20 protein-coding genes are annotated in these 17,076 nt (G+C 47.1%); 18 read left to right on the plus strand and 2 right to left on the minus strand.

Annotated features, from left to right (window positions below; all coding sequences use genetic code 11):
* The first annotated feature begins 279 nt into the window (after positions 1-279).
* From ACWHXD_RS15610 to ACWHXD_RS15645, 8 genes are all read left to right on the plus strand, one after another.
* The gene (locus ACWHXD_RS15610) at positions 280-426 is read left to right on the plus strand and encodes a hypothetical protein (protein ID WP_499084202.1); all 147 of its coding nucleotides are present in this window, start codon (positions 280-282) and stop codon (positions 424-426) included.
* 81 nt (positions 427-507) lie between these two features.
* A complete protein-coding gene (locus ACWHXD_RS15615; RefSeq protein ID WP_197883786.1) occupies positions 508-1,041 on the plus strand; it encodes a hypothetical protein in 534 nt (177 codons plus the stop codon).
* Positions 1,042-1,104: 63 nt separating this feature from the next.
* Complete coding sequence (locus ACWHXD_RS15620) at positions 1,105-1,320, plus strand: hypothetical protein (RefSeq protein WP_499084204.1); 216 nt, start codon at positions 1,105-1,107, stop codon at positions 1,318-1,320.
* Positions 1,317-1,658 carry a phage baseplate plug family protein gene (locus ACWHXD_RS15625; protein WP_197883782.1) on the plus strand — a complete coding sequence of 114 codons (342 nt, stop codon included), beginning with the start codon at positions 1,317-1,319 and terminating at the stop codon, positions 1,656-1,658. The genes ACWHXD_RS15620 and ACWHXD_RS15625 overlap by 4 nt, the downstream gene beginning before the upstream one ends.
* 188 nt (positions 1,659-1,846) lie before the next feature.
* The gene (locus ACWHXD_RS15630; protein WP_197883780.1) at positions 1,847-2,047 is read left to right on the plus strand and encodes a hypothetical protein; all 201 of its coding nucleotides are present in this window, start codon (positions 1,847-1,849) and stop codon (positions 2,045-2,047) included.
* An 81-nt stretch (positions 2,048-2,128) separates the two neighbouring features.
* On the plus strand, positions 2,129-2,566 hold the full coding sequence (locus ACWHXD_RS15635; RefSeq protein ID WP_197883778.1) for a hypothetical protein: 438 nt from the start codon (positions 2,129-2,131) through the stop codon (positions 2,564-2,566).
* A 122-nt stretch (positions 2,567-2,688) separates the two neighbouring features.
* Positions 2,689-3,123, plus strand: coding sequence for a hypothetical protein (locus ACWHXD_RS15640; protein WP_499084207.1), 435 nt, complete (start codon positions 2,689-2,691; stop codon positions 3,121-3,123).
* A gap of 887 nt (positions 3,124-4,010) precedes the next feature.
* Entirely contained in the window at positions 4,011-5,183 is a 1,173-nt protein-coding gene (locus tag ACWHXD_RS15645) for a hypothetical protein (protein ID WP_499084208.1), read from the plus strand.
* 340 nt (positions 5,184-5,523) lie between these two features.
* Here the strand turns inward: ACWHXD_RS15645 and ACWHXD_RS15650 are convergent, their stop codons facing one another.
* Complete coding sequence (locus ACWHXD_RS15650; protein ID WP_499084210.1) at positions 5,524-5,733, minus strand: hypothetical protein; 210 nt, start codon at positions 5,731-5,733, stop codon at positions 5,524-5,526.
* Positions 5,734-6,528: 795 nt separating this feature from the next.
* Between ACWHXD_RS15650 and ACWHXD_RS15655 the strand changes: the two genes are divergently transcribed.
* The 9 genes from ACWHXD_RS15655 (at position 6,529) to ACWHXD_RS15695 (ending at position 13,587) form a co-directional block, all read left to right on the plus strand.
* Complete coding sequence (locus tag ACWHXD_RS15655) at positions 6,529-6,708, plus strand: hypothetical protein (protein WP_499084212.1); 180 nt, start codon at positions 6,529-6,531, stop codon at positions 6,706-6,708.
* Between the two features lie 12 nt (positions 6,709-6,720).
* Entirely contained in the window at positions 6,721-7,566 is an 846-nt protein-coding gene (locus ACWHXD_RS15660) for a phage baseplate protein (RefSeq protein ID WP_499084213.1), read from the plus strand.
* The gene (locus ACWHXD_RS15665; RefSeq protein WP_197881322.1) at positions 7,563-8,486 is read left to right on the plus strand and encodes a hypothetical protein; all 924 of its coding nucleotides are present in this window, start codon (positions 7,563-7,565) and stop codon (positions 8,484-8,486) included. The genes ACWHXD_RS15660 and ACWHXD_RS15665 overlap by 4 nt, the downstream gene beginning before the upstream one ends.
* Entirely contained in the window at positions 8,486-9,220 is a 735-nt protein-coding gene (locus ACWHXD_RS15670) for a Gp138 family membrane-puncturing spike protein (RefSeq protein ID WP_499084214.1), read from the plus strand. The genes ACWHXD_RS15665 and ACWHXD_RS15670 overlap by 1 nt, the downstream gene beginning before the upstream one ends.
* 190 nt (positions 9,221-9,410) lie before the next feature.
* Entirely contained in the window at positions 9,411-9,803 is a 393-nt protein-coding gene (locus ACWHXD_RS15675; protein WP_499084215.1) for a hypothetical protein, read from the plus strand.
* Between the two features lie 16 nt (positions 9,804-9,819).
* On the plus strand, positions 9,820-12,177 hold the full coding sequence (locus tag ACWHXD_RS15680) for a tape measure protein (protein ID WP_499084217.1): 2,358 nt from the start codon (positions 9,820-9,822) through the stop codon (positions 12,175-12,177).
* An 84-nt stretch (positions 12,178-12,261) separates the two neighbouring features.
* Complete coding sequence (locus tag ACWHXD_RS15685; protein WP_197881316.1) at positions 12,262-12,516, plus strand: hypothetical protein; 255 nt, start codon at positions 12,262-12,264, stop codon at positions 12,514-12,516.
* Positions 12,517-12,815: 299 nt separating this feature from the next.
* Positions 12,816-13,274: a hypothetical protein gene (locus ACWHXD_RS15690; RefSeq protein WP_499084220.1), complete on the plus strand. Its 459-nt coding sequence runs from the start codon at positions 12,816-12,818 to the stop codon at positions 13,272-13,274.
* Positions 13,275-13,305: 31 nt separating this feature from the next.
* Complete coding sequence (locus ACWHXD_RS15695; RefSeq protein WP_138763594.1) at positions 13,306-13,587, plus strand: hypothetical protein; 282 nt, start codon at positions 13,306-13,308, stop codon at positions 13,585-13,587.
* Between the two features lie 341 nt (positions 13,588-13,928).
* Here ACWHXD_RS15695 and ACWHXD_RS15700 read toward each other — a convergent pair whose 3' ends face one another.
* Positions 13,929-14,249: a hypothetical protein gene (locus tag ACWHXD_RS15700; RefSeq protein WP_138763593.1), complete on the minus strand. Its 321-nt coding sequence runs from the start codon at positions 14,247-14,249 to the stop codon at positions 13,929-13,931.
* A 1,838-nt stretch (positions 14,250-16,087) separates the two neighbouring features.
* Here ACWHXD_RS15700 and ACWHXD_RS15705 point away from each other — a divergent pair.
* The gene (locus ACWHXD_RS15705; protein WP_499084222.1) at positions 16,088-16,798 is read left to right on the plus strand and encodes a recombinase family protein; all 711 of its coding nucleotides are present in this window, start codon (positions 16,088-16,090) and stop codon (positions 16,796-16,798) included.
* Positions 16,799-17,076 lie beyond the last annotated feature (278 nt).

Consider the following 17,076-nt stretch of genomic DNA (forward strand, 5'->3'; position numbering starts at 1 on the left):
CCGGAACTAATCTCTAAACATGCCCCCGAACACGGCAGAGTCAGTTTAAAACAAATCCAATAGAGAGTGGATAGAATAGGCCGAGAAATCGGCTTTTTCTTTATCTGCATTCTCTACCCGTACGCTTTCGCAATACCCGCCGTACTCACACGGCACACTCTCTCAATAGGAAATAAATAACATGCTTACATTCGTGCTAATGGTGGTCTGTGCCACCTCGCTAGGTTTGATTGCTTTCGGATTGCCGTCTGTAGTGTCTGTTTTTCGAGGCACTGAATAATGGATCAGTCAGCCCTCAACAAACTAGCAACCTACGTGCAAAGACTCGATGTAGCAAAACTAATCGAAGCTAACTACCTCGACATGCTTCTAGCTGGCGAAGCAGAGAAAGATGCCTACGCAGAACTCTATGAGGATATTTGCTAATGGCTATTTTCTTTTCAGCCGCTGCATTCATCTATTTAATCTCTTTCAAAACCCCACTCTCTAATACAAGGAAACAAATCAATGACCATCCAATCCGCTCCAACCAAACAACAAATCCAAGAAGCCAAAGATCTAGCCGCACTTGAGTACAGTGCTGCCGTTGAGGGCTTCGCAGAGGATCTTAACCAAGCCCCTAGTGACAGAGGTATTTACCCGCGCAAACACTTCAAGGGTGCAATCGTGAAAGTGTTTCTTGAAGCTAACGGCAATCAAAACAGCGTATTCACGCAATACTCTGACTACATTGCCCAAGGCTACAAACTCTCTGCATTGCCTTCTAACATACTCCGCGATCAATATGCCACTCACTCTTTTGAAGTTTTCTTTGAAAAACCCGAGACTGTACAAGTCGAAGAACTAGAAGTGATTCGTGCAAAAGCCGAAGCTGATTTGAAAGCTCGCTTTGCTGCCGAGGCTGAGAAAGCAATCGCTCTTGAAATTGAGTCTGCTATTGCTGCCCAGATTGAAGAAGAACGTGTAGCGGTTGCTAATGCCGCTGCTGCTCAACGTGCAAGAATCGAAAAAGACATTCGTGCCGCCCGTGGCATGCGTTAATCAAAGCGATACTCTGTAAGGGCTCACAAGAACCCTACACACTCTCTATAAGGAAAATGACAAGTGAAACATACAGCCGTAGTAGAACGCCAAACACGCGAAGCAATGGCAAGAATTCAGAATGATGAAGACTTCCAACAGATTCTTAAAGAATACAGATACAACGAAGAAATTCAAATGGACGCTCTACGCGATCTAGCAGAAGCCCAAGGCTTTAGCCGTGACATTCGTGCCACACAAGGCCAGATCACTAACCTTATCGTGGAGAAAGCCAAATGAGTACAATCCTTGTTGAACTCCCACTGTATGAAGAAGAAGATTACCGCTACAGCCTATCTCTTCAAACAGTTTCGTTGCAGTTCCGCTTCCACTGGTCTAACCGTGCTAGCCAATGGCATATGGATATTCGCCAAGAAGATCAAACGCCAATCGTATTAGGTCACGCCCTGGTAGCTCAGTTCCCAATGCTTGAAGACTTCCACCTAGAAACCTATGGCCTAACTGGACACTTTGAATTGATGCCAGTGAACGTAGCAACTGGAACAAAGCTGACGCTAGAGCCAACAGTTATGCCTCAGTTCTTCAAGCTTTACTACATCTACACCGCAGAGGGTTAATAATGCCAATATACACTGAACTAGAACTAACGTTGCTTGCAAGTGTTAAAGAACTGGCTGATCAAGTAAGCCTACTCGCAGAGGAACTGGAAACAGTCGCAGCACAGCGAGACGATTTACTTGAACTCCTAGAGTCTACGGTGCAATTCGCAACTCAAACAATCGAAGCTCTACAATAAGGATAACCAGTGAACACAGTTTCTCATTCCAACACAACCTACAAAGCAATCAGAGATGTTTCAGCGGTAGCTGACGCACTCGTGACGGAAAATAAAGGAGCTGGTTTCATGCCATCGCTTAACACAGATCCTAGCGAGCTAATCACGCGTGAACAAGCTGAACGAATGATTGCCCTTGCCATCCGCGACACAATCCGCCGTACAGCATAAACATTTCAAGGAGGGCTTAGGGTTAACGCTCTAAGCCCTTCTTTTGATCCAAACAAAAGATGAATACAAGGAGACACACAATTGTCTAAACCAATTAGACCAATCACAGACTACGTTAATACGGTAGCTGATCCCGCTCTAGACAAATACGCCACCTATCGCTTGGTAGGATGCACAAACATTTCTGCAATCATGTACGACCTCAAGAAAGTCATTAAGATTCGTTTTGGCGGTACAGCATACAAATTCCACTACTTCTGGCTGAATACGTCCATTGGAATAGTGGTAGGTTTCTCAGGTGATAAGCAGGTGATGGAAGTAATCGCCAATCGCCTCCTAGATCACAGCCTACATTTCACGCGTGCTGAATGCTTGCATGTTGGTGGTGGTGCGATCCGCTTCAAGGCTTACATGCAAACCATTGAAATGATGTACCGCCCAATCCCAGGCAAACGCTCCTATTCAGGAAGTGCTGTGAATGCTCAGGCGGTCGCTCCACGTCGCAAGAAGCGAGCATAACCGCTTGTACGGTGCAAAGAGAGGCTAACCCCCGCTTGTCAGTCTCTCCGGCTTCAAACGCTCTGTAATCGCCTTACAGACACTCTCAATACAACCCTCGCCACAAAGAAGGAACATGAACAATGCCGAGTTTGCCAACAGTGTCAGCCGTGAAACGCTGGCTGTGCAATCACTTTGGTTTGTTGGTTGTTATCTTTCTAATCTTTGCCTTGCATTCGTGCCAGATGAGCGGAATTGAAGATGTTAGACAAGAGACTGATTTCAAGATGAATCAGGTGCTTCTAATCACTCAACAACGCCAGCAAAGATACCAAGAAGACACTATGAAGGTGTTGAACGAAGTCAGTAAAGCTCAAATCAAGATTGGTAAAGTCGAGTCCCACACGATCAATGACAACTCTCGCTATGAGATTGGAAACGTGAATGTGAAAGTCGAGGCACCAAACTATGGAACAGCGAGCCGAACAGACAACAGCACAACGAGTGTAAACAAACCACATCTAACACCAAAGACTGATCACCTTGACGCCTCCCCGGCTGATCGTGACAACCCTTAAAGACACAAAGCCGTAAGGCTCACACCGCACGCCATAAGGACAAGACAACATGAAAACAAAAGTATGCCAACACTGTCGCCGCCTGCTGGGGGCACGAAACTATGCAGGAATGTTCTGTAACACAGATTGCATGTTTAAGTACCAATTGGGCCTAACCCTTAAACCCGATGCACGAGAAACAATGAGCTGATGAATCCCGACGCATTTTATGATCCTCACGACCTCTTGAGATGCGTTCTGGCAGCACTTAAAAACTATGCCAGTGCTATCCCACTCCAAGCTAGAACAGATGCAGCAATGCAGCTTGTAGAGGCTCTTAGCGGTGCTGTAGAAGATCCTGAACTACTGCCAGTACAAGAGGCTACACGCCCTAAACCACGTGAACAGTATGAACAACGAAAGGCTTCAAGAGAGCCAAGTGTTAAGGCTGTTATATCCCACGCAACCCACCAAACGAAAGTTACCTACAATACTATGATTGAACAATGAAGGTCGGTTAGCGTGGGATACTTTAGGCTACCAGCAATTCTCTTTCATCTTTTAGAATAAATGTCAAATAAATACCCCCTCTAAGTATTGACAAACTTGGTTCTCGTGGTAATATATACATGAGTAGAAGATAAACATTTTCTGCTTTCGTTACAACCTCCCCCCGCTTCACTCGCTACACCTTCTGCTACATCCAAACCAAACACCCCAAAACACCATCCCGAATGGAGGTATTTCTATGACCCGCTTTTCTACTCGTGGTGGCGCTTCTAAGACTTGTACTTGCAAGGTTTGTGGAATCTCTTTCCTCTCTCGCAAGCTACAGCCTTTCTGCTCCAGCACTTGCCGCACCACACAAAACACAACTTCCCCAGCCATCCTAGAAGGAGCTATTCAGCATGACCAAACAAACCCAAATAGCCACTAAGAAATCCGCTCCACGTCGTCCTACTTGCAAACACTGCAAAGTGCGATTCACCACAACAATCAAAGATAAGATCTACTGCTCACGTACCTGCAAGGACAAAGCTCTAGCAGTTTCCCGCCGTAAAGATCCTCTTGAGAAAGCAATGAAATGTGCTTTCTTCTACTACCTAGCTCGTGAATGCTCTCGTGCTGGTACATTGGAAATTCTACGTGGTCACACAGTTGAATCCCTCTCTGCTCTCCACTCTCTCTACAAAGCAAACATGCGTTACAACGGCTACGGCGACCGTAACGACTATGAGCTATCCCACATCTCCCCAGTCAGCGGCGTGAACACTCTAGGTTTGCTGTTCGCTGATAACCTTGTCTCCGCGCCTAAATCTCTCAACCGTGCCCACGGAACTAAACACTTCGGACACGGCATGTCTATCTCTCGTGCAACTCTCAACACAAAGCACGCTGTAGACAAAGAAAATGAAAAGGAGTCGTCTGTGGTTCAACGCGTTCTAGCCTTCCTTGGTAAGACAGTTGTTCTTGAGACAATCAGGGCGTGCAAGATCAAACCTACTCAACGTTGCCAGCTAACACAATGGATTGTTAACCATTACGACGAATCCAACGCTGAACACGTTGCGGCCCTTCCAGATCTAGACGCACTGGAAGACATGAAGACTAAACAACTGCAAGCAGTCAAAACGCTGATGACTGGTAAAGAATCCAGTTTCATGCTTTGTGAAGCTGCTCGTGTTGAACACGTTATGTCTCGTGAACTCTCCCGCCTTTCCCTAGTTCGTCCTGAACTAGGAGTTTACGCTTGCGCTTTTGAAGATGCTTTGACCACACAAGCCGGTCACAGTCTATTTACCCAGCATCATGCACAAATGCTGTTCGACGTGCTGCACGGTAAGTCGATTGAAGTTATGGGCGATACTCTTCAAATGCTGATTGCTGAAAACACTCTGTACAAACACATCACTTACGTTCACGGCTGGGCACAAGCTACCGACATGTCTATGGCTGCTTACAAAACCCTCCTAGACACTCCAGCCGCTGCCGCTGTGCAAGAAGTTGAATTGATTGTTGATAGCCGTGGAAACATCATTCCTTTGGAGTGCCACGAGTACTACAGTCAGATCCCATTTTAATCCACTCTCTAAACGATCCCCGCTTAGCCTCCGTGCTACGCGGGGTTTTGTTTGCCGGTAAGAAGAGTATTAGAGACGCCCCATAGGGGGCTTTCTTCACCAGCCCTCCGCCCTTAAGTGCCCGGTTTTAAAGGGCGAAACCCCTGTTTGAGCTGACAAATTTCACGCCATAGCATGGTTCTAAACGTCAACAAGTGGGACGTATTACAATCGCCCCACAGCCGGGAAGGTGTAGCGGGACAAGGAGTGTTGAGCTGTCCGCCGTTGTGGTGACTGGGGTTAGTATTGGCCCTGCACTCTCCCTCCCTACTGCGGTACATCCCGCTGCCGCGATCTGAACCTATTCACGCAACACCCGGATCAAGTTAAAAATCCCCTCGTTGCTTGTGTCAAGAGTCTCTAGCGCACCAATGACATTTTCATGAACAACCAACGCCCCCCTATCTCTAACCCAATTATTTAGTTCTTCAATTGCGGCGCTGAGTGCGTGCTGATTGAGAACGATTAGCTCCAATGCGTCGGCGGTTACTTCTTTTAGATCTCTATCCATAGAAAGCTTCCTCGTATGATGGATGCGGCAATTATGCAACCCGCTGTCAGCTTAGCCAACTTGATGTTCACTGCCTAGCTACGCTGTAAATTCACGTTAGCCCCATCCGCAACCATAAGACCTCACAACAAACCATGCTTCCATTCTGTTAACCCCGCTACGAACACTAGCCTGCATCCCTGCACCACTTGCACACTTAATGCGTATAAAGTTACTCTAAGGCATTGCTTTTTACAGAATTTAGTTTATACTTATAATGTAAACTAAGGAAATTTTGAGACGCTTCCTTTCTCCGTGTTACAGCCTTCCAATCGGCTTCATAGATTGGCTTCCCTCTTCTATGACACAGGCGCCTAGTCTGTGTTTCGCTGTGCTCGCCTGAGCAATCAGCTACCCAAACACATCGCTAAGCATTCATACAAGGGCCAGTATGTGACGGCCCTTTTTCATACCTGTTTCAGCAACCCGTACAACTCCAAACATTCACTCTCACCTAGATACTCAAGGAGCTATTTCTATGGCTATTCGCCGCACTCGTGCCCGTCTATGCAGTTGTAAGCAATGTAACAAATCATTCAACACATTCTCGCCCCGTACTATTTGGTGTTCTGAGGCATGCCGTCTGAAAGCCTACCGTGCTAAGCAACCTCGCTAATCCTGTACTCCCTCTCTATAAGGAAACTCATTTATGAACGCTGTAATGATTGATCACTTCAATGATCTTTCGTGCCACACACTGCACGGGATCTACAAGAACGCTTTAACCAAAGCTGCCAATCAGCTAATGGTTTGGCAATGATGCTTCAACAAGCTCAGCACATCGAACAACAACAGATTCAACGTGCTGAACAACAGCGTCAACAACGCTTGGCAATGGCTCAAGCTGCCCAAACAGCACAGAACGAAGCTCGCGGCAAACGTGCCCGCGAGTACATCCGTACAAACATGCCCGCTCTCTACAGCTCGCTACAATAAGGAACACTCATAATGACTATCGCTATCCGCCGTAAGAACGGTGACATTCTTTGGTTTGACGCCATTGAAGGATTTGACGAAGTGCTAACAGCGACTACAACCAAACACCCTATTGGCTCTGGTGCATTCGTTACTGACCACATCATTAAAGACAACCCACGTTTCACCCTACGCGGAATCCTGTCAGACGCAGACTTCAACTACAACCGCCCACAAATGTCTGACTACAACTCTAGCCTGGCTACCGCTGGACTTCAACAAGCAGATGCATACTTCCCTGCACCTGACAAACAGTACGTGAACAATACCCCGACGAACAGCCCTGTCTCTATCAACAGCAATACAAATACATTTAAGAAGTATCTACCTGACTCTATTGCACAATACACAACCACAGAGATTCCGGAAGTAGTAGTGACAGAGCAACCAAAGGTTAAGGCAGCAGCCGCTGTACGTATGGACCTTGTGACGATCATGCAAGAGAAAGAAGAATTCACAGTAGTTGATTTTGATGCAAGCTTGATCAAACGTAGTTGGGAACATTGCGTGTTAACTGGATTGTCTTTCTCTGAGAATGCTGACGGTGGGGATGCTCAGGCTCTGTTCCCAGTTATGGAAATCGAACAGGTAAGATATGCGGAGACAAAACAGATCAAAGTACGGATTAAGAATAAAGGCCGTAAGCAAGGCATTGCTACCAAGCGTAGCAAAGTGAGTGACGACGCACCTAATAGTGCACCCACTGACCTTTCCCATCAGTCAGCTTCTCAACGTGTTAATGCTCAAGGACCAAAGAGTGGAGCCCTGCCAGCGCCTAAAGAGCCACAGCGAACAGGCAATGAAGGTGTTAACCCATGACCCTAAAAGAACGTGTATACGAACTAACAATTGGCAACCATAAGACAGGTAATGGGATTCTACTTCGCAGTGACGGGACTAATCCAGAAACAGGATTGTTCACATACGGCAGTCAACTTGTCTTCTCTTTCACCCGCGACTCTGACAATGCAAGAACCCCTAACAGCGGTGAGATTGCAGTTTACAACGTATCACGCGAACATCTAAAACTCGTTGATGGAGACTTTACAGAACTCACCTTGAGTGTTGGTTATGTGTCTAACGGCCCTCGATTGATGGTCAAAGGCAATGTGATTGAAATGTCCACTCGCAAGATTGGTGCTGATCGTGTGACTACTTTCAAAGTTGGTGAGGCGTATTCAGCACTGAATCATAAGAGAGTAAAAGGCATTATCTCCGCTGGCAAAAAGGTTGAAGACTGTATTGAGTTTATCCGTACAGCAATGGATGGCGATGTAACCAAGGGAAGCTATCGTGGTGACGGTTTGCAAAGGCCAGTTACTAACGGTATGTCCCTGCATGGCACGCCCAAAGAACAGCTGACGCGTTTGTGTAAAGCGAATGACCTAGAATGGAACATTAGCGGCGGTGTACTTAACGTAACTGGTAAGAATATGCCTTCAAGCAAGAACACACTAAACGCTATCGTGCTGAATGAAAACACTGGCTTGCTTGATGTTCCCTACTTCACATCTGCCGAAGGAAAGAAACTCCCAAAAGACAAGACCCGCAAACGTGGCGTACATTTCACAGCTTTTTTGAACCCAGATCTATTGCCCGGAGCAATCGTCAAGATTGAAGATCCTGATATTTCAGGTTTCTTTAGAATCAATACTGCTCAGTTTGCAGGCAATTACCGTGGAGACAGTTGGTATGTAGATTGTTTCTGTTCTGAAATTACAGCGGAGGAACTAGTTTAATGAGAATGTTTTCTCAAGATGATCATGTGCATAGCATGATTGAACAAAAGCTAGCGGCTGGCTTCACCGCCCTCCCCGCTAGAATCACTGGCGTTAACAACCTTGAAACCTTGAGCGTTAACGTTCAACCAATCATTAATGACCTTTACACAGACGGCACAGCGGATGAATTCCCGGACATTTTGAGTGTTCCATTGATCATGCCGGGAAGTAAGAAAGCTCTTGTAAGCTTTCCTGTTGAAGTTGGTGACACTGTGCTACTCGTGTTCGCTCAACGCTCAATGGATAACTTCAAGCTAGGCGCTGGCAGACCAACAACACCTAATGACTCTCGCAAGAATGATCTACAAGACGCTATCGCTATCCCCGGACTATTCCCGTTTGGCACAAGCTCTAACAGGGTTTCCGCTCGCAAATACCCTCACAACGTCCAAGACGTAGTTGTGGTGGCGAACATTGGCGGCAACGAATGTGAAGTGCGTCTAGCTACATCTGGCGAGATTACGTTGAACACAGAATTTCAAGTGAACGTGAACGCCAAGGACATTAACCTAACAGCTACAAACTCGATTGCTCTCAAAGGCGCTTCAATGTCTATCGACGTTCCTAACACTACGTGGAAGGGAAACTACACGATGACAGGTCAAGCTACTTTCAATGGCATTCCTTTTTCTACACACAAGCATACAGGCGTCACACCGGGTAATGGCACTTCTGCTAACCCAGTTGCTTAACGCGGCCTATGCAGGCTCTTAGGAACACTTCGCACTCTTGAACTAGAAGCGGCTTTGCAATCCCAAACAGAAGCCTTTGAGAAAGCGTCAGAACGAATGGAATTTATTTTCCTTAGCCACTATTCGTGCTGACACTTTCAAGGGCCAACCCTCTTTCACTCTCTCCCCCATTTTCTAGGAGACTTATTCAATGATGATTAACAATCAAACTATCGCCTACGCCCAGGGCATTCTAGGCGACAGAACAAACTACTTCATTGGCTACCTTGTAGCGAATGAATACGCCATCAAACGTACAGTGCAACAACTTCGCAACGTAATCAAAGGCAAGACACGTGGCCTAGGTCAATTCCGATACTTCTGGATACTGACTGACAGAGGTTTGGCATTCGCCATTAGCGGCGATGCAACTTCGGTCGATACTGCCAAAGCTTTTCTGAACAACAGCGACGAATTCACTTGCACACCGGCTTACGAAGGACACCATAGCCGCCCTATGTCAGCGGCTCTTAGCAAGGCTGTTGCAACACACGTCACCATCCCGAATCAACGCACCTTCGGCGGCTCTTACCTGCCGAAGTAATGTCGAGTAAACAATAATGAGTACAGAAACTATCGGTCAATTTTTCGGCCAACTAGGTTTTAAAGTCGATTGGACAGGACTTAACCAGTTTGAACGACGCATGCGACAGCTTTCAAGTGAAGTCAACAAGATTGGTCGTAAGCTTGAAAGGTCTCTAAACCTTAAGCCAACACTTGGAAACTACGCCGCACAACTGCGAAGCCTTCAAGGTCTCACAGCCAAGATGAACAAAGAGCAAATGCAGACAGCAAAGTTTACGCTCGCTACTGAACAGGCTAGAGCCAAAGTGGCACAGGCGCAGGCTAAAGCTCAGAACGAAGTAGACAAAGGCAAGCGTGCTGCTCAAGCATTCAGTTTGCGTGCTGAACAGCAAATGATGCGTAACCAGTCAGCCAAGACACAGGCTATGTATCAACAGACACGCCTACTGCGTGCTATGCACCAAACTGAATTGGCCTCTATGCGTCTACAGGATCGCATTCAAGCCCGCCTCAACCCACAGCCACGCAGTAACGCCTCAACAGGTGGCACAGGCTCCTACAGAGGCTCACGTGGGCATGCTTCCCCATCACTGACACGCCATGCAATGGCCGGTGGTGTAGGTGGCATGGTAGGCGCTCACGCTGGCGGTTTCTCAATGCCGGGTATCGGTGGATTCACATCTGCCGTTGGTGCGGCTGCTGTTGGTGTGGTTGGCCTAGGCGTTGCTGCTATCGGTGCTGCTGCTGCAATGCACGCATTTGTAAACAGCATTGCTGAGAAAGGCCAACAATCAAACATGCGTATCGCCCAGCTCACAGCGGGATACGACGATGGAAAACGTTCTAAACAGGATGCTACCAAGCTGGGCCGTCAGGCCAACTATCGTTTCCTGGGTGTTGCTGATGAACTTGGACTAGACGCCGGGCAGTCTGGGAAAGATTACGCAGCCAACAGAACAAACCTGATGGATGCGGGAATGCCTGATGTTCGTGCTGAGAAAACATTGCACGGATTCCTTGCATACGCTAAAGGTTCTGGCCTGGATACACAGAACGTAGCCGGCATTATGAAGGCCATGGGACAGTCTCTGTCTAAAGGCCAACTTATGTCTGAGGAATGGAAGAACCAAATTGCTGAACACTTGCCGGGGGCTGGGAAGATTGGTGGTGAAGCCTATCAGAAAATGACAGGTGGCAAGCTAACTGGTGCTGCTGCAACAGCCGCTCTTACACAAGCAATGGCAAAAGGCGCTATCAAAGGGGATGACGTTAAGAAGTTCTTTGAAACAGTCGCTGAATTGCTGGAGCGTGATGCTAACCGTGGTGGCCGTCTTGATCTTGCAAAGACAAGTCTCGAATCCCAGAAGAACCGCCGTAACACTTTGATTCAACAAGTAGCGACAAACGCTTACGATAAAGATGATGGTGCTATGGGCAAAGCTTTGACAGCAAACGCTGTTGCTCAACAAAACTTCATTGCTGCATTGGCTCCGCTGGTCGATAAAATGTCTACAGTGGGCACAGCTTCCATTCAAAGCATGACCCGCCTAACGGATTCCGTAACACAGCTCATTCCAGCTATTGACAGTTGGTTGAATGGTTTCAGTGGGAACACTGACAAACTAGAGCAAGCTATCAAATCAAACATTGATGGTTTGAAAGCATTCATTGATGGATTCCAGTCTACGTTTGCTTCTATTGGGATTAGCCAATGGGGCGAGAAGTTCGGGGCATTGGGTGTTGCACTTGTAAGACTCAACAACGCTCTAGAGCCTCTGAAAGCCCTTATCGGCGTACTGGCTGGTACATTCGCAACACTAGCAGGCATGGCCCTTGATACAGCCCTAGAAACTCTCACAGGCGCTGTTAACGCCCTTGCTGCTGTACTTGAGTGGTCTGCCAAGAAGTTGGGTTATGAATCGCAAGCTGAAAAGACAAACCGTCTTTACAACGAAGCACATCCAAACCGTGTAGTTGATGGTAGCGGTACTAAGCCTTTGGTTATGGCGCCACAAGAATCGAATAGCATCATTGGCTCTCAAATAGCTACGAGTCCCCTTGTAGGTGGACTGTTGAAGCTTAACGAGAATCAAGCTATTGACCGTTTGAAAGCGTCTCAGTCGAGCGCCTATGTGATGGCTTCAAATCAAAGCCAAGCCGCTGTTAACAATCAGTCAACCGTTAACCAGCAAGCACCAGTTACAACAATCAACAACGACATTAAGACGGGTGACATGAACGTGACAATTCACTCAAACGCAACCACAACTGAGGGTGTGCTTAAAGACGCATTGCCAGCCATCCAACAGGCAGCGAGAGAGGCAGCAAAACAAGGTGTGCTAGAAGCCCAGGGGAAACAGTTCTCCCCTGCTTCTGTGACTGACTTGCGATAATGTCCAATCCATTTAAGCCCCTTAGTCAAGGACGTGACGAACGGGGTTCGCACCTCATACGTGTACACCATAGGAGAATCCCAAGTGGTACAGACCAAACACAAGGTGTTTCTAGTCGCCTTTGTGCTAACAATGCTTATGGGCGTTTCGCCTGTAGCATATAACGCAAAGATGTATGATGAACGCCAGCAACAACAGCAAATTCGCTCAACTCTCATTGTCCAAGATCGTGACATTAATAGAAGTACAGATAGTGCAATCACCCTTGCCAAAGAAGCAAGGTCGCTAGCCGAACAACTGTGCATTAAATCTATTGGTGCTACAGCTTGCCTAGAGTGAGTGCCATTATATGTCCAAAACATCTATGGCACCCGCTTTCTATGGCGTAGTGATTGCCCTATTCCTGCTATTCGTTACCTACACAGTTACATCCCTAAACTCTCTCCAGACTAGAACAAAAGAGATTCCCGTGCTAATCGCACGAGTGAACAAAGTGGAGAGTAGTGTGTTGATTGTAGCTGACAACTCAGCTAGAGCCTCAGAACGACAAGTAGATTTGATTCTACAACTCCAAAGCACCGTTGGTTATCTAACAAAGATCATTTCCACTTTACCTCTCAAGAAGGAGCTTAAAGACAATGACACTAAAGCTAGACCTTAGTGGTTTGCAATCATTGAAAAAACGTCTGAAAGCTCTTGAAAAGCGAGACGTGAAAGTGGGTTTCTTTGATTCCTATTACGATGATGGAACCTCAGTTGCACAAGTGGCAGCGTGGAACAACTACGGAACAAGCTTTCACCCTGAACGCCCTTTCATGAACGATACATTCTTGACCCATATGAACAGACAACGCATTCATAAAGCCATTCGTGATGTATTCCGAAGCGTGGCTAACAGCAATGGTCAAGCATTCAACGCACTGAATCGCCTAGGTAAAGAAGTAGCTGAGATTATGAAGCAAACCATTGATGACTATCCGGACCACAACAGCCCCAACACGATTGCCATTAAAGGATTTGATGATCCTCTATACGACACAGGCAAAATGCTACGAAGCGTCACATTTAAGATTGATTCAAGCAAACAGCTAGCTTGATAAATACACATCAGAATAAGGAGTAATCCAAATGCACTACATTCCAGATCCATCCAAAGCCGTAGACTACAAACGTCTGTTTCTTGAGAAAGACGGCATCGAAGCTTGCGGCCACTACATCGCCAACAAGTGGAACGTGCAACACGTTCTGACATTCCCGAACGCACCAAGCAGACTGTTCAATCTGGTGCTGAGTGGCTACACAGAGCCTCAAGCACACGTAGCCCTTTATGCAGACTTCGGCTTTGCAATCCCGCTAGACATTCCAAAAGAGAAAGCCAAGCCAGCCCCAAAGGCTAAGCGTAAGGCTTAAATACCTCAACACGAGTAAGGAGATTCGCACTTATGAAAATCAACACGTGTGAACATTGCCTGAAAGTGTTCACAGCTTATCGCTTCAAACGTCGATGCAACTTATCATGTCTCCCTCTAGAAGCCTCTACATGCGCTTCTGAGAGCATTCAAGGAATTCACATAGGCAATGGCAACACTAGGACTAGAAAACGCCCCGTGCAGGCTTACAGAGACTCGCAGAATATGCTCTAAAATTGCTTCACAGAGTTTAAGAAAATCCTTCCTGTTCCTTTCTGAAATAGAAAAGCCTCGGTTACCAATTATGATAGCTGGGGCTTCTTTATGCCCGTATATTTTGTATCAACGGCTTAGGGTATACAGTGGAATACCGTCTGCAAAACAGCGTTCAACATCATTAGGATGGATCGCCCCGCCATCTATCCAACCCGTAGCTGCATCTTTGACAGACTCAAAATCCAAGCCATGGGAATAGCAAATTTCCATAGCCTTTTGAACCAACTTCATCGCCCTAGCATTTGCGTAGTGCTGATGGTCCTCTAGTCGAGTAAACGTTTCCCGTGATTGCTGTTCGTTAACTTCCATAGGCTCAAAGAAAACTCCGCCATTAACTGCAATCTCTTTGGCTCGCTCAAGGCTGGTGTTCCGGTTCAGTTTCCGCATGCTTGTATCCTCCGTGTGTTGTGGTGAGCCGCCATTATGCACAGCCTGTAACATTCTGTCAACCCAACACAACGTTACAGACTTGCAACGTCCACGCTACACACAGCTAAGGAATCGCGTGAACCCTCCCCAAGCCCTTACAGAATTACACCCTCCCTAGTGGGGAAACATCACCAGCCATTTCATAGCAAACCCCTGTAGGCATTGGACGAAACCCTATTTTTGACTGACAGAATCAACACGGTCGCATAATCTAGGAGGGACGTGAAACGCCCCAGTGAAGCGACAGCGAAACGCTCCAAGATTATGCTCTTGACCTTCGCTTGTGGCGGGGAGCCACGATAGGTACAGCTAGCACTAGAAACAGGTGCAAGCTGACAAAGGCGTGTTTATTCACGAAGTGATAACGCCCCAAGAAAGAAGTGTTACTAATCTCAAGCTAGCTTGAGAGATACATCATGAAAGCTTCGCTTTCAGTTTTAGCACGGTAAAGCGAAGCGTTAGATGATACCCTTTTCTTTTCAGGGATTTTTTCATTCATGAAAATCCCTGTGAACTATCCTAACTGGATACAGTGCTAACAGGCTCAGTCTACAGCGTTCGCTGTGAGGCTTTCACAAGCCGTATCGGCAACGATACGATAACACCCATACTCTGCAATACTCCGTGCTAGAACGTTGCTCATAAGGTGCTGTGGGAGCTTGCAAGATAGGGCTGAATATCCGCCTTGGGAGTGGGTTTAAAAACCCCAGAAATAACCATCTGAAAACTCCTTGAAACCCCTGAAAAACCTAGCTTGCTCTCTAATCATCCAGTGCAATACGGCTGAATCAGCGAATTTGAATTCTCAGAAATTTAACTCTGTTGAAGTCTTACACCATCTGGCTAGAAATCAACCAATTACATCACAACTAGTACAGAAGACGTGATTGCATGTAAGGGCGTGGAGTGCCTCTCCCCTTCTCATGTAGGTTTTCGCTGGAATACGTCTCTACGCACCTACTCTAACCGTGCGTATTGCTAAGCAAGTTGCTTTTTCACAGTCAACTACTTTATTCAAATTCTTTAAATTCATTTCGCTAGATCAATTCTAGTCGCAGCCGTCAAGCACCACGTGCAAACCCCGGCAAAAGGCGTTTGTAGCACGGCAATTCCCCTTTTCACTGTTTGGACGAAACGCTTCAAATTGCACGCAAGGTCTGACTATTGGCTCGCCATTTGTGATAGAGAAAGGCAATTGATTGAGATTCTTGAATTTCCAAACATTGGCGCGTGGAGTGTCCACACCAGAAGTATTCTTAGCACCCTCAGTGGTTCTAGGGCTCGCTCTAGACTACTAGCCATGAGAAGCGCCCTACCCCACTGGCTTGTGCTTAACGTGGCTATAGGATTGCCTTGCTAGCTCTCAGGCTCTGTTGGCTGGCTTATTCTAGGACTGTCTACGGTACTTCTCGTGCTAACTGGCCCAGCGGCCCTAGTTGTCTCGCCCTGAGAGACTTAGTGCTATGCCATAGGAGAGATATCTCTCCGCCCTAAAGCCGCCAAACCCCCGGCCCTGTTGGGCAAAAGTTGTGTTTTCAATGACAGAAATAGCTAGCTGTCAAGCCTTCCTAGAAGGTGTGTAGGGCCATTCTCATTCATTCATGAATGGCCCCATAGAAAGAGCGGGCAATGCTCATGGGAAAATTAATCCTGTAGACAGGGCGTACAGATTATGAGCCGTTCACACCCTGTAACATCGTGTAGACGCCCGTCTACCAACCGTTACAGAAACAGCTTGCTGTAACACTGTGTTGAGCGTACAGTTCAATCACAACACAACGTTACGGAATCCAACCATGAAAAGCACCGCTCCTGTAGTTGCCTATTACCGAGTTTCCACAAAGGGCCAGGGCGAGTCAGGTCTAGGTCTGGAAGCTCAGAAGGCTTACATTGAAACAGCGGCAAAATCCCATGGTTGGGAAGTGGTAGCTGAATACGTGGAGACTGTCAGCGGCACCATTGCCCCGCTTGATCGCCCTGAATGTGCAAAGGCATTGGCTCATGGCCTACCACTGGCTGTAGCGAAGCTAGACAGGCTTTCTCGTGACGTTGAACACATTGCTTCCCTGATGAAACGAGTGTCCTTGAAGGTGGCGACAATGCCACAGGCCGACAACTTCCAACTCCACCTATTTGCAGCACTGGCGGAACAGGAACGAGCTTTCATTTCCCAACGCACCAAGGAGGCTTTGAAAGCCTTGAAGGACCGGGCAGACGGGGGCTGTGAGACAAGCCTATGGAAGATCGCTAATCGTGCTAAGGCGAAGCCACAAGACTCCAACACTGCGGCCTTGCTGCTGGCTAGGGCAGTCCGTACAGAGCGGGCCAAAGAGTTTGCTGTAACCCTTGAAGGCACCATAGCTCTAGCACGCTCTAAGGGCTGTTCTACCCTACGTGACATTGCTCTCTTTCTGAATGAACGAAAGGTGCTGACACCTCAAGGCAAAGAGTGGACAGCAATGCAGGTAAGCCGCGTTATGAAGCGTCTGAATGACTCTCCCGTGTGATAGAGCGATCCTAGCTTAGCGTGGCCTACAGGCACTCTCAGGGGTGCCACAGGTTACTTTCATATTTGTCAGCTTTCTAGGCTGGCGTCTCGCTCCGTGTTAAGCAGGTAACGTGCTAATCCCATGTTCTCAGATCAAGCTAGAAATTATTTTTCTGTGCTATGGGCTGAAACACCCTGTTGTACGCGTCTAATTTTTTGGCGGAAAATGGAATTCCTTATAAAGCACTCTTGACACAACGAATTTTCAAGTATTATCACCAAAGAAAAGGTCATCGG

It is taken from the genome of Pseudomonas fjordensis (assembly GCF_976987115.1).